At 64.6% G+C, this 12,423-nt stretch carries 13 protein-coding genes; 10 read left to right on the top strand and 3 right to left on the bottom strand.

Going from position 1 to position 12,423, the window contains the following annotated elements; all coding sequences use genetic code 11:
* Positions 1-73 precede the first annotated feature (73 nt).
* The 10 genes from rpsA to Q2M23_RS35515 all read left to right on the top strand — a co-directional run bounded on the left by rpsA (position 74) and on the right by Q2M23_RS35515 (position 10,335).
* Positions 74-1,783: a 30S ribosomal protein S1 gene (gene rpsA, locus Q2M23_RS35470; RefSeq protein WP_028337539.1), complete on the top strand. Its 1,710-nt coding sequence runs from the start codon at positions 74-76 to the stop codon at positions 1,781-1,783.
* Between the two features lie 477 nt (positions 1,784-2,260).
* Positions 2,261-3,238, top strand: coding sequence for a signal peptide peptidase SppA (gene sppA, locus Q2M23_RS35475; RefSeq protein ID WP_168856666.1), 978 nt, complete (start codon positions 2,261-2,263; stop codon positions 3,236-3,238).
* A 174-nt stretch (positions 3,239-3,412) separates the two neighbouring features.
* Entirely contained in the window at positions 3,413-3,742 is a 330-nt protein-coding gene (locus Q2M23_RS35480) for an integration host factor subunit beta (RefSeq protein ID WP_016847379.1), read from the top strand.
* A gap of 84 nt (positions 3,743-3,826) precedes the next feature.
* The gene (locus Q2M23_RS35485) at positions 3,827-4,213 is read left to right on the top strand and encodes a lipopolysaccharide assembly LapA domain-containing protein (protein ID WP_253588354.1); all 387 of its coding nucleotides are present in this window, start codon (positions 3,827-3,829) and stop codon (positions 4,211-4,213) included.
* A gap of 75 nt (positions 4,214-4,288) precedes the next feature.
* Positions 4,289-4,990, top strand: a complete 702-nt coding sequence (locus Q2M23_RS35490; protein WP_316398512.1) for a phosphoribosylanthranilate isomerase — start codon at positions 4,289-4,291, stop codon at positions 4,988-4,990.
* Positions 4,991-5,110: 120 nt separating this feature from the next.
* Positions 5,111-6,328 carry a tryptophan synthase subunit beta gene (trpB, locus tag Q2M23_RS35495; protein WP_057020413.1) on the top strand — a complete coding sequence of 406 codons (1,218 nt, stop codon included), beginning with the start codon at positions 5,111-5,113 and terminating at the stop codon, positions 6,326-6,328.
* Complete coding sequence (trpA, locus tag Q2M23_RS35500) at positions 6,325-7,161, top strand: tryptophan synthase subunit alpha (RefSeq protein WP_076833796.1); 837 nt, start codon at positions 6,325-6,327, stop codon at positions 7,159-7,161. Before trpB ends, trpA begins: the two co-directional genes overlap by 4 nt.
* A gap of 104 nt (positions 7,162-7,265) precedes the next feature.
* Positions 7,266-8,207 carry an acetyl-CoA carboxylase, carboxyltransferase subunit beta gene (gene accD, locus Q2M23_RS35505; RefSeq protein WP_316398513.1) on the top strand — a complete coding sequence of 314 codons (942 nt, stop codon included), beginning with the start codon at positions 7,266-7,268 and terminating at the stop codon, positions 8,205-8,207.
* 95 nt (positions 8,208-8,302) lie between these two features.
* Positions 8,303-9,547 carry a bifunctional folylpolyglutamate synthase/dihydrofolate synthase gene (locus Q2M23_RS35510; RefSeq protein ID WP_233475501.1) on the top strand — a complete coding sequence of 415 codons (1,245 nt, stop codon included), beginning with the start codon at positions 8,303-8,305 and terminating at the stop codon, positions 9,545-9,547.
* A gap of 47 nt (positions 9,548-9,594) precedes the next feature.
* Positions 9,595-10,335: a metallophosphoesterase family protein gene (locus Q2M23_RS35515; protein ID WP_076833802.1), complete on the top strand. Its 741-nt coding sequence runs from the start codon at positions 9,595-9,597 to the stop codon at positions 10,333-10,335.
* A gap of 5 nt (positions 10,336-10,340) precedes the next feature.
* Here Q2M23_RS35515 and Q2M23_RS35520 read toward each other — a convergent pair whose 3' ends face one another.
* The 3 genes from Q2M23_RS35520 to trxA all read right to left on the bottom strand — a co-directional run bounded on the left by Q2M23_RS35520 (position 10,341) and on the right by trxA (position 12,364).
* Positions 10,341-10,799, bottom strand: coding sequence for a DUF2231 domain-containing protein (locus Q2M23_RS35520; RefSeq protein ID WP_076833804.1), 459 nt, complete (start codon positions 10,797-10,799; stop codon positions 10,341-10,343).
* An 83-nt stretch (positions 10,800-10,882) separates the two neighbouring features.
* On the bottom strand, positions 10,883-11,947 hold the full coding sequence (locus Q2M23_RS35525; protein WP_316398514.1) for an ATP-dependent DNA ligase: 1,065 nt from the start codon (positions 11,945-11,947) through the stop codon (positions 10,883-10,885).
* 96 nt (positions 11,948-12,043) lie between these two features.
* Positions 12,044-12,364, bottom strand: coding sequence for a thioredoxin (gene trxA / locus Q2M23_RS35530; RefSeq protein ID WP_016847387.1), 321 nt, complete (start codon positions 12,362-12,364; stop codon positions 12,044-12,046).
* Positions 12,365-12,423: the final 59 nt, after the last annotated feature.

Genomic DNA, 12,423 nt, shown 5'->3' on the forward strand with positions numbered 1-12,423 from the left:
GGAACCCCGACACTTCACGCACGGTGCGCCCATCAACCCGAACGGCCGGCGAGATCCCGCATCTGGAGAACAAATGGTTTCGAATTCTGCGTCTTCCTATACTCCCACCCGCGATGACTTCGCGGCGATGCTTGATGAGTCCTTTGCCGGCGGCAATTTGCAGGAAAGCTCGGTCATCAAGGGCAAGGTGGTTGCAATTGAGAAGGACATGGCCGTCATCGACGTCGGCCTGAAGACCGAAGGTCGCGTTGCGCTGCGTGAGTTCGCCGGCCCCGGCCGTGAAAGCGATCTCAAGGTCGGTGACGAAGTCGAGGTGTTCCTCGACCGTATCGAGAATGCGCTGGGCGAAGCCGTGCTGTCGCGCGACAAGGCGCGCCGCGAGGAAAGCTGGGGCAAGCTCGAGAAGGCGTTCCAGAACAACGAAAAGGTCAACGGCGTCATCTTCAACCAGGTCAAGGGCGGCTTCACGGTCGACCTCGACGGTGCGGTGGCCTTCCTGCCGCGCTCGCAGGTCGACATTCGTCCGATCCGCGACGTTGCGCCGCTGATGAACAATTCGCAGCCGTTCCAGATCCTCAAGATGGACCGCCGCCGCGGCAACATCGTGGTGTCGCGCCGCACGGTTCTCGAAGAGACCCGCGCCGAGCAGCGCCAGGAGCTGGTGCAGAACCTCGAAGAGGGTCAGGTGATCGACGGCGTGGTCAAGAACATCACCGATTACGGTGCGTTCGTTGATCTCGGCGGCATCGACGGCCTGCTGCACGTGACCGATATCGCCTGGCGCCGCGTCAACCACCCGACCGAGGTGCTGACCATCGGCCAGACCGTCAAGGTCAAGATCATCAAGATCAACCACGAGACGCACCGCATCTCGCTCGGCATGAAGCAGCTCTTGGATGATCCGTGGCAGGGCATCGAAGGCAAGTACCCGCTGGGTGCCCGCTTCACCGGCCGCGTCACCAACATCACCGACTACGGCGCGTTCGTCGAGCTCGAGCCGGGCATCGAAGGCCTGATCCACGTCTCCGAGATGTCGTGGACCAAGAAGAACATGCACCCCGGCAAGATCGTTTCGACCTCGCAGGAAGTCGAAGTGCAGGTGCTGGAAGTGGATTCGGTCAAGCGCCGCATCTCGCTCGGTCTCAAGCAGACCATGCGCAATCCCTGGGAAGTCTTCGTCGAGAAGTTCCCGGTCGGTTCGGTGGTCGAGGGTGAGGTCAAGAACAAGACCGAGTTCGGTCTGTTCCTCGGTCTCGAGGGCGATGTCGACGGCATGGTCCACCTCTCCGACCTCGACTGGAAGCTTCCGGGCGAGCAGGTCATCGACAACTTCAAGAAGGGCGACATGGTCAAGGCCGTGGTGCTCGATGTCGATGTCGAGAAGGAGCGCATCTCGCTCGGCGTCAAGCAGCTCGAAGGCGACCCCTTCGCCGAGCCGGGCGACGTCAAGAAGGGCGCGGTCGTGACCTGCGAAGTGCTCGAAGTGAAGGAGAGCGGCATCGAGGTCCGGATTTCGGGCACCGAGTTCACCACCTTCATCAAGCGGTCCGAGCTGGCCCGCGACCGCAACGACCAGCGCGCCGAGCGCTTCGCCGTCGGCGAGAAGGTCGATGCCCGCGTCATCCAGTTCGACAAGAAGGCCCGCAAGGTGCAGGTCTCGATCAAGGCGCTGGAAGTCGCCGAAGAGAAGGAAGCCATCGCGCAGTACGGCTCCTCCGATTCGGGTGCGACGCTTGGCGATATCCTCGGCACCGCGCTGAAGAACCGCGGCACCGACAAGTAAGCGTTCGCGCGATTTGAGGCGAACAATCGGGGCCCCGGCGCAAGCCGGGGCCCTTTGCTTTGGGGCATCCGTAGCCCGGATGAAGCGAAGCGAAATCCGGGACTTTCTATCCGTGCTGCTGAAGCCTCCCGGATTACGCTTCGCTTCATCCGGGCTACGGATTTGTCTTCCCCTTCCCCCTGAAAGGACCTGAAAGGTGGAAGGACGGGATGGGGGTCAGCCACAGGCGATGCTGCTCATGGAGAGAGCTGATCCCCACCCGCTTTGCTCTGGCGAGCAAAGCGACCTCCCCTTTTCAAGGGGAGGTTAGGGCGCGGCTGGGATGAAGCGCACGTGCACCCGGGCTACGAGTGCCTCCGAATACCGGGCCTTGTTTTCTTCATATTGCGTCGCAATTGATGTATTTGGCTAAGCTGATAGTGACGCTGCGACTGCAAAACGCGCGGATTGCGCGCTGACCATTTCTGGAGAGATCGGATGTCGCTGGATTCGGACGTGATCGTCGATCGTCGCCGCATCAGGCGCAAACTGACGTTTTGGCGCGTCGCCGCCGCGGTCATTGCGATCGCGGCCATCGTCGGCGTGGGCGTGATCGCCGCCGGCGGGCGCGGCACCTTTTCGACGTCGAACACGATCGCGCGGGTCAATATCGACGGACTGATCCGCAGCGACCAGGATCGCGTCGAGGCGCTGGAGCGGCTCGGAAAGTCGAGCTATGCGGCTGTTGTCGTGCACATCAATTCGCCCGGCGGTACGACCGCGGGCTCCGAGCAGCTTTACGACTCGCTGATGCAGCTGAAGGCGAAGAAGCCGCTTGTCGTCGTGGTCGAGGGATTGGCCGCCTCGGGCGGCTACATCACGGCGATCGCCTCCGATCATATCGTCGCCCAGCAGACCTCGCTGGTCGGCTCGATCGGCGTTCTGTTCCAATATCCGAACGTTTCGGAATTGCTCAAGACTGTCGGCGTGAAGATGGAGGAGATCAAATCTTCCCCGCTGAAGGCCGCGCCGAACGGCTTCGAGCCGACCAGCCCGGAGGCCCGTGCCGCGATCGACGGTCTCGTCAAGGACTCCTATGCATGGTTCCGTGGATTGGTGAAGCAACGGCGCGGCATGGACGATGACCTGCTGGAGAAGGTCGCGGACGGTCGCGTCTTCACCGGCCGGCAGGCGGTCGATCTCAAGCTGGTCGATCAGCTGGGGGACGAGAAGACCGCGATCGCCTGGCTGGTTGCCGAGAAGAAGGTCAAAAGCGACCTGCCGGTGCGCAATTACAAGCTTAATCCGCGGTTCGGCGATCTGACCTTCCTGCGCACGGCGGCGTCCGTGACGCTCGATGCGTTCGGTCTTGGTGCGATCGCGCGGCGGATCGAGCAGGGCGGCGTGGCCGAGGCGGTCGACCGGTTCGGGCTTGACGGCATGCTGGCGCTGTGGAGCCCGGCTGGAACCAACTGATCGGCTGCCAAAGGCGTGCTCGTCAGGCTATTCCCGCTTTGCGGGAATCGCCGCATGCCCCAATTGGGCTATTTGTCACGTGATTTCACGACGCCCTAAATCGATTTAGCGTCTTGACAGTGCACGGCATTTTCACGGAAATGGGTTTCCGCAAGAGCCCGGATCCCACTTTCGATGATCAAATCCGAACTTGTTCAGCGTATCGCCGAGCACAACCCGCACCTCTATCAGCGGGATGTCGAGAACATTGTGAATGCGATTCTCGATGAAATCGTCGCAGCGCTGGCACGTGGCGACCGTGTCGAGTTGCGCGGTTTTGGCGCATTCTCGGTGAAGCACCGCCCGGCGCGCGCCGGCCGCAATCCACGCACCGGCGAGCATGTGCCGGTCGACCAGAAGAGCGTGCCGTTCTTCAAGACCGGCAAGGAAATGCGCGAGCGCCTCAACCGCGACGTGACCGAGGCGGGCGCCGCCAAGGTCGATGCGCCCAAGGCTGATGCTTAAGGCCGACGCCTAAGGCGCGACGTCAGGCGTTGCCGTGTTGCGGGCGATATGCCCGCATTTGCTCCATCGCTGCGAGAGATGGTCATGCGAAAGTTCTTCACGGCAGTGGTCGTCGTTCCGCTCGGTCTGATCTTCATCATTTTTGCAGTCGCTAACCGTCACTGGGTGACGGTGTCGTTTGATCCCTTCAATTCGGTGACCCCGACGGTTGCGGTCACGCTGCCGTTGTTCGTCGTCATCATCGCCTCCGCGATCCTGGGCGTGATCGCGGGCGGCATCGGAACCTGGTTCAAGCAAGGGCGCTGGCGCCGCGCGGCCCGGCAGCACGAGGCTGACGCCCGCCATGTCCGCGCCGAGCTCGCCGACCTCAAGGCCGCCGCCTCCCGGGACGACGCGCAGCGCCGTCCGGCCCCGGCGCAACTCGGCTTTTACGGGGCCGCCGGGCGAGACAAGCAGGGCGCGACGTTGTAGAACCCGCCCCACCGGACCAGGGTTCACCCCGGTTCCGGTCGCCCGACAACCCGTTTTGAGACCCGTTTCGAGACCATGCCCCTGCTCGTCAAAATCTGCGGCCTGTCCACGCGCGAGACGCTCGACGTCGCGCTTGAAGGCGGTGCCGATATGGTGGGGTTCGTATTCTTTCCGCCGTCGCCGCGTCACATCAGCCTCGAGACCGCGCGCGAGCTTGGCAGCCGCGCCAAGGGCCGCGCCGTCAAGGTCGCCCTCACCGTCGATGCCGACGATGCGATCCTGGAAAACATCGTCGAGACGCTGCGGCCGGATATCCTGCAATTGCATGGCAAGGAGACCACGGCGCGGCTGCGCGACATCAAGGCGAAGTTCGGCCTGCCGCTGATGAAGGCGCTGCCGGTCGAGACGTCGGCCGACCTTGCGCCGCTGCCGGGTTATGCCGGTGTCGCCGATCGCATCCTGTTCGATGCCCGCGCGCCGAAGGATGCCACGCGGCCGGGTGGCCTCGGCGCGCCCTTCGATTGGCACGTGCTGGAAAATCTCGATCTTGCGCTGCCCTACATGGTCTCCGGCGGGCTCAACGCCGACAACGTCACTGAAGCCGTCCGCGTCACGCGCGCCGGCGGCGTCGATGTCTCGTCGGGCGTCGAGCGCACGCCCGGTGTCAAGGATCCCGAATTGATCCGCGCCTTCATCCGCGCCGCGCGCGCAATCCAGCATTCTTCACCTCTCCCCGTTCACGGGGAGAGGTCGACCGCGCAACGCGCGGGCGGGTGAGGGGCGCTGCAACGATGATCGAGCAATTGGAGAAACCCCTCACCCCAGCCCTCTCCCCGCAAGAGCGGGGCGAGGGAACGGAAACAGCGCCGCAAGCCGGCAAGAAGAACTGATGGTTCGATGAATCCAAACCTGCCCAATTCCTTCCGCAGCGGTCCCGACGAGCGCGGGCATTTCGGCATTTTCGGCGGACGCTTCGTTGCGGAAACGCTGATGCCGCTGATCCTCGATCTCGAAAAAGCCTATGCCGACGCCAAGGCCGATCCGGCGTTCCAGGCCGAGATGAATGTCTATCTGAAGGATTATGTCGGCCGGCCCTCGCCGCTCTATTTCGCCGAGCGGCTCACCGAGCATCTCGGCGGCGCCAAGATCTATCTGAAGCGCGAGGAGCTCAACCACACCGGTTCGCACAAGGTCAACAATGTGCTCGGCCAGATCATGGTCGCGCGCCGCATGGGCAAGAAGCGCATCATCGCCGAGACCGGCGCCGGCCAGCATGGCGTGGCGACGGCGACGCTGTGCGCGCGGTTCGGGCTCGAATGCGTGGTCTATATGGGCGCGGTCGACGTCGAGCGGCAGCAGCCGAACGTGATCCGCATGGAGATGCTGGGCGCCAAGGTCGTCCCGGTGCAGTCGGGCGCGCGCACGCTGAAGGACGCGATGAACGACGCGCTGCGCGATTGGGTCACCAACGTGCACAACACCTTCTATTGCATCGGCACGGTGGCGGGTCCGCACCCCTATCCGATGATGGTGCGCGACTTCCAGTCGATCATCGGCCACGAGACACGCAAGCAGATGCAGGAGGCCGAGGGCCGCCTGCCGGATTCGCTGATCGCCTGCATCGGCGGCGGCTCCAATGCGATGGGCCTGTTCCATCCGTTCCTCGACGATCCCTTGATCGAGATTTTCGGCGTCGAGGCTGCCGGTCACGGACTGACGCAGCTGCATGCCGCTTCGCTGGCCGGCGGCCGTCCCGGCGTGCTGCATGGCAACCGCACCTATCTCTTGATGGACGCCGACGGCCAGATCGAGGAAGCGCATTCGATCTCGGCCGGCCTCGATTATCCCGGCATCGGCCCGGAGCACGCCTGGCTGCACGAGACCGGCCGCGTGAAATATCTCTCGGCGACCGACGAGGAGGCGCTGGCCGCATTCCAGCTGCTGTCGCGGCTCGAGGGCATCATCCCCGCGCTGGAATCGGCGCACGCCATCGCGAAACTGTCCGAGCTCGCACCGCAGCGACCGAAGGATCACCTGATGGTGGTCAACCTCTCGGGCCGCGGCGACAAGGACGTGCCGCAGGTCGGCGACATCTTGAAGGCGAGGAAGAAGTGACCACCCGTATCGACGCACGTTTCTCCGAGCTGAAGCAGCAGGGCCGCTCCGCTTTCGTCACCTTCGTGATGGCCGGCGATCCCGACGCCAAGACCTCGCTCGACATCCTCAAGGCGCTGCCGAAGGCCGGCGCCGATGTCATCGAGATCGGCATGCCCTTCACCGACCCGATGGCCGATGGCCCGTCGATCCAGGCCGCCGGTCTGCGCGCGCTCAAGGGCGGCATGACGCTGCGCAAGACGCTGGCGATGGTCCGCGACTTCCGCAAGGAGGACAACGCCACGCCGATCGTGCTGATGGGCTACTATAATCCGATCTACATCTACGGCGTCGACCGCTTCCTGGCCGACGCCAAGACCGCCGGCGTCGACGGCCTGATCATCGTCGACCTGCCGCCGGAGGAAGATACCGAGCTCTGCATCCCCGCGATGAAGGCCGGGCTGAACTTCATCCGGCTGGCGACGCCGACCACCGACGACAAGCGGCTGCCGGCGGTGCTCGCCAACACCTCGGGCTTTGTCTATTACGTCTCGATCACCGGCATCACCGGCGCCGCGACGGCCGATTCGAAGGTGGTCGCGGAAGCCGTGGCCCGCATCAAGCGGCACACCAAGCTGCCGGTCTGCGTCGGCTTCGGCATCCGCACCCCGGAGACGGCGCGCGCGATCGCCGAGAACGCCAACGGCGCGGTGGTCGGCACCGCAATCGTCGATGTGGTGCGCGCCAACCTCGATGCCGAGGGCCGTGCGACGCCGAAGACCGTGAGCGCGGTGGCGGACCTGGTGTCGGCGCTGGCGCAGGGGGTCCGGGGCGCCAAGCAGGCCGCTGAATAAGACACATTTTGCGGCAACAAGGCCGCCGATGGCGGCTTGCCGGGCTCGCCCGGCCCGCCATATATCCAGCTGGTGCGGAACCGATCCGCATTTCGGAGCGAACCATGAATTGGCTCACCAACGTCGTCCGGCCGAAGATCCGCAACATCCTGCGGCGCGAGACGCCGGAAAACCTCTGGATCAAGTGCCCGGATTCCGGGCAGCTCGTGTTCTACAAGGACGTCGAGGCCAACCAGTTCGTGATCCCCGGCTCGAACTACCACATGCGCATGGGCGCGGTGGCGCGCCTGAAGTCGATCTTCGACAACGAGACCTGGTTCGACGTCGCGCTGCCCGAGGTGACGGCGGATCCGCTGAAATTCCGCGACGAGCGCAAATATGTCGACCGCATCAAGGACGCCCGCACCAAGACCGGGCTGAACGACGCGATCAAGGTCGGCTACGGCAAGTTAGAAGGTGCCGGCGTCGTGGTCGCCGTGCAGGATTTCGATTTCATGGGCGGCTCGCTCGGCATGGCCGCCGGTGAAGCCATGGTGCGCGGGCTCGAACTCGCGGTCGAGAAGAAGTCGCCCTTCATCGTGTTCGCCGCATCCGGCGGCGCGCGGATGCAGGAAGGCATCTTGTCGCTGATGCAGATGCCGCGCACCACCGTCGGCGTGCAGATGCTGCGCGAGGCGCGCCAGCCCTACATCGTGGTGCTGACCAATCCGACCACCGGCGGTGTCACCGCGTCCTATGCGATGCTCGGCGACATCCAGATCGCCGAGCCCGGTGCGCTGATCGGCTTTGCCGGCGCGCGCGTGATCGAGCAGACCATCCGCGAAAAGCTGCCGGACGGCTTTCAGCGCGCCGAATATCTGCGCGAGCATGGCATGGTCGACATGGTGGTGCACCGCCACGAGATGAAGGCCACGCTGGCGCGGCTGTGCCGCCTGCTGACCAAGGCGCCGGCGCTCGAATCCGCATCGAAGCCCACGGCCGCGGTCATCGAGCCGGCCCAGATCGTCACGGCGCCGGAGACGGTGCCGGCCGCGCCGCACGCGTGACCGCGAGCGCCGTCCCATCGCAAGCCTCGTTTGAGGCGTTGATCGCGCGGATATCGGCGCTGCATCCCAAGCGCATCGATCTCAGCCTCGATCGCATGCGCGGCCTGATGGAGCGGCTCGATCATCCCGAGCGCAAGCTGCCGCCGGTGATCCATGTCGCCGGCACCAACGGCAAGGGCTCGACCATCGCCTATCTGCGCGCGATTCTCGAAGCCGCCGGCCTGCGCGTGCACGTCTTCACCTCGCCCTATCTGGTGCGGATCAACGAATGCTACCGGCTGGGCGCCGTCGGCGGCGGCAAGCTGGTCGGCGACGAAGAGCTGCGCGAGACGTTCGAGCACTGCGAGCGCATCAACGCCGATAGTCCCATCACCATCTTCGAGATGGAAACGGCGGTGGCGTTCTGCCTGTTCGCCAAGCATCCGGCCGACGTCGCATTGCTCGAAGTCGGGCTCGGCGGCCGGCTCGATTCGACCAATGTGGTCGAGGCGCCGCTCGCCTCGGTGATCGCACCGGTGAGCATGGACCACATGGAATTCCTCGGCGACAATCTGATGGCGATCGCCGGCGAGAAGGCCGCGATCATCAAGCGCAAGGTGCCGGTGGTGTGTGCCGAGCAGGCGCCGGATGCGATGGCCGTGATCGAGGCGCAGGCGAACCGCATGCGCGCGCCGCTGCATGCGGCCGGCCAGCAATGGCATGTCGGCGTCGAGCGCGGCCGGCTGGTCTATCAGGACGAGCGCGGCCTGCTGGATCTCGCCGCGCCGAAACTGTTCGGCCGGCACCAGTTCGACAATGCGGGCCTTGCGATCGCGACCCTGCGCGCGATCGACGCATTCAAGCTCAACATCGCGGCCTTTGAAGCCGGCATCGTCAATGCGGAATGGCCGGCGCGAATGCAGCGACTGGTTTCCGGCACTCTCGTCGGACAGGGGCCGCAGGGCTCCGAGGTCTGGCTCGACGGCGGACACAATGCCGAGGGCGGCCGCGTCGCGGCGGCTGCGCTCGGCGATCTGGAGGAGCGCGTGTCGCGGCCGCTGGTGGTGATCGTCGGGATGATGGCCAACAAGGATGCCGACGCATTCCTCGCCAATTTCGCCGGACTGACCCGCCACATCATCGCGGTCCCGGTGCCCGGCCGCGACAACGGCATGGCGCCGGACAGACTGGCGGACGCCGCGCGAGCTCTCGGCATGCGGGTCGAGATCGCTGATGGCGTCGCCGCCGCCTTGCGGCGGCTTGCTGCGCTGGCCTATGAGGTGCCGCCGCGGATCCTGATCACGGGCTCGCTGTATCTGGCCGGTCCCGTGCTTGCGGCCAACGGCACGCCTCCTGCATGACAGGTGACGCGTCCCGGATGCGGTGCGCATGAGGGAGGACGAGCATCATGCGTTTTGCTGCGATCGCCGACATCCACGGCAACCATCTCGCGCTCGAAGCCGTACTGTCGGACATCCGCGCGCAGGGCATTTCCGACATCGTCGACCTCGGCGACATGGTGAGCGGGCCGCTCGACGCCCGGCCCACCATCGATACGCTGATGGCGCTCGATGCGGTCCATCTGCTCGGCAATCACGACCGCTACCTGATCGACCGCCCGCATGAGAAAATGGGCTCCTGGGAGCGGCTGACCTATACCCAGCTCGAGCCGCGGCATCTCGACTGGCTGCGCACGCTGCCGGCGAATTCGATCTATCGCGACGAAGTTTTCCTCTGTCATGCAACGCCCCAGAATGACGAGACCTACTGGCTCGAGACGGTGCTGCCGGGCGGCGAAGTCTGCATGTCCCCGCTGGAAGCGATCGAGGCGAGAGCGGCCGGCGTGCCGCAATCGCTGATCCTCTGCGCACACACGCATACCGCGCGCGCCATGCGACTTCGCGACGGCCGGCTGATCGTCAATCCCGGCAGCGTCGGCTCGCCCGGCTATCGCGCCGGCAAGCCGCATCCGCATGTCGTCGAGGCCGGTTCGCCCGATGCGCGCTATGCGATCCTCGAACAGGTCGATGGTGGCTGGGATGTCACCTTCCGCCACATCCCCTACGACCACGCAGCAATGGCGGCGCTGGCGCGGCAGCACGGCCAGGCCGAACTCGCCTCGGCGCTGGCGACGGGATGGATTCGCTGACTTGCCTAATGGATATGCGCCTCATCCGAGACGCCGACATGCTCGCGATAGACCATCTCCCAGCCCTTCCAGCCGGTGAACAGCAGGATCAGGACCACGATGAACGATAGCGCGAGACCGGTCGGCACGATGGCGGATGCGCCGTGCTCGAAGCGCAAATACCAGTTGTAGAGCGCGATCAGCACCGCGATGACATTGCCGCCGGCGTGCTGCCATGCATCGGAAAGATTGCGGACCTGATCGTCTCCGAGGAGATCGATCACGCCGGCGATGGCGGCGAGCGCGGCCATGATCAAGCCGATGCCAAGCAGCCAGAGCGAGGCGCTGGCCCAGAAGTCAGTGCCCGTCTTCCAGAAAGCGAGATCGGCAACGAAGGTCAAAACAAAGCATACGACTGGAAATGGAATAAGCATCGGATGGATAGGATGTCCCGCGACCTGCGCGGTTGATCTGGGGTTCGACATGGGTCCCTCCTGAGGGCCATTTGATCCCTCAACATCGACTGCCTGTCCGGGTTCCTATTCGCTGCACCGCAACGGCAGTGCCGTTATCCCCTCAACAGCTTCATCGGGTCGGCCGCCTTCTGCTTCAGTTGCTCGAACGAGCATTGCTTCGGCGCCTTGTCCGGACGCCAGCGCAGGATCGAGGTGCCGTGGCGGAAACGATCGCCACTGAAATGGTCGTAGCAGACCTCGATCACGAGCTTCGGCTTCAGCGGACACCATTGCGCCGAGCGCTCGGTCGACCACCGGCTCGGGCCGCCCGGCGCATTCCCGGTAAAGCCGGGCTTTGCAATCAACGGCTCGAGACGGTCGGTGAGCGCCGCCTTGTCCTGTTGCCTGATTGCGGAGGTGAAGCCGACATGATGCAACAAGCCATCGTCGTCATAGAGGCCGAGCAGCAGCGAGCCGACCACTTGGCGGTCGCCGATCCTGTTGGTGGCGTAGCGAAAGCCGCCGACCACACAGTCGGCGCTCCTGAACCTTTTGATCTTCTGCATGCCGTCGCGATTGCCGGCCTGATAGGGCAGGTCCAGGCGCTTGGCGATCACGCCGTCGAAGCCGCCGCCGGATCGCGCCAGCCATTTCCCGGCAAGCGCGTAGCTTGTCGTCGCGGGAGACAGCCGAAAGCTGGAATTGGATTTCAATTGCGACCTGGCGAACGCCTCGAGCTGCGGTCGTCGTTTGCTCAAAGGCTGGCCGGAAAGCTTCTTCATGGTTGGCGCGGCCAAGAGATCGAACGTCAGAAACAAGGCGGGCGTTTCCTGTGCCAGCCGCGTCACCCGGCTGGCGGCAGGGTGGATGCGCTGCAGGAGATCGTCAAAGGAGAACGTTCGGCCGTGCGGCACCACGATCTCGCCGTCGAGCACGAATGACGTTGCCTTCACGCTCAGCGCCGCGGCGACCAGCTCCGGGAAATAGCGGCCGAGATCTTCGCCGGATTTCGAGCGCAGGTCGACTTTGCGGCCTTCGCGTTTCAGCAGGCAGCGGAAGCCGTCCCACTTGGGTTCGTACTGCCACTCCTTCCCGCGCGGGATGGCATCGACCGAGCGCGCCTCCATCGCAACGAGCGGCGTGGACCTGGAAGCGGGCTTTTGACGCGGGGAGGGCAAGTGCCGGGACCTTCAAACGCAACACACACGGTCCCAACGCAAACGGCCGGCGAATCCGCCGGCCGTGCACGAATTTATTAATCAGAAGAAGCGGGATCAGACCGCAGCGGTGATCCACTGCTGCAGCTTGGCCTTCGGCGCGGCGCCGACCTGACGGGACGCCATCTCGCCGCCCTTGAAGATCATCAGGGTCGGGATCGACATCACGCCATACTTCGACGCCGTCTTCGGGCTCTCGTCGACGTTGAGCTTCACGATCTTGACCTTGTCGCCCATCGCGCCGGAAATCTCATCGAGAGCGGGCGCGATCATGCGGCAGGGGCCGCACCACTCGGCCCAGAAGTCGACGACCACCGGCCCGGTCGCCTTGAGCACTTCGGCTTCGAAATCGGCGTCAGAAACCTTGCCAACGGCCATGTGAGTACCTCGTTCGGTTGAGACAAAAGGGCGCGGTTGGGAATCGCGCCCGGGAGCAT

The sequence above is a fragment of the Bradyrhizobium sp. 33ap4 genome (assembly GCF_032654765.1).
Classification (GTDB): domain Bacteria; phylum Pseudomonadota; class Alphaproteobacteria; order Rhizobiales; family Xanthobacteraceae; genus Bradyrhizobium; species Bradyrhizobium australafricanum.